This is a genomic window from Psychrobacter sp. GW64-MNA-CIBAN-0177, from assembly GCF_040309585.1.
GTDB lineage: Bacteria > Pseudomonadota > Gammaproteobacteria > Pseudomonadales > Moraxellaceae > Psychrobacter > Psychrobacter okhotskensis.
This window is the reverse complement of the sequence record NZ_JBEOOY010000501.1, coordinates 1-248: the sequence shown is the minus strand read 5'-3', so window position 1 is coordinate 248 and position 248 is coordinate 1. Positions and strand designations below refer to the sequence as shown.

1 protein-coding gene is annotated in these 248 nt (G+C 44.4%); it reads right to left on the bottom strand.

Annotated features, from left to right (window positions below; translation table 11 throughout):
* A partial coding sequence (locus AAEY79_RS15995; RefSeq protein ID WP_352289673.1) for a GAF domain-containing protein occupies window positions 1-248 on the bottom strand: 248 nt, incomplete at both ends.

Sequence of the window (248 nt, the reverse complement as noted above, 5' to 3'; positions counted from 1 at the left end):
CGCTAATTGTGAGGCAAGTTGCGCCGACAAAGTAATTAAAAACGATTCTTCATCTTGGCTAAATACACGTGCCATTTTTTGTTGTACTACAATAACGCCCAGTACTTTTTTTTGATGCACCACAGGCACAGACAAAAATGCGTTATAGCCTTCTTCGTTTACTTCTGGGGAGAGCTTAAAGCGGGGATGAGATTTGGCAAAGGCAATATTAATTGCCTCCTCGCGCTGTGCCACCAGCCCTACTAGGC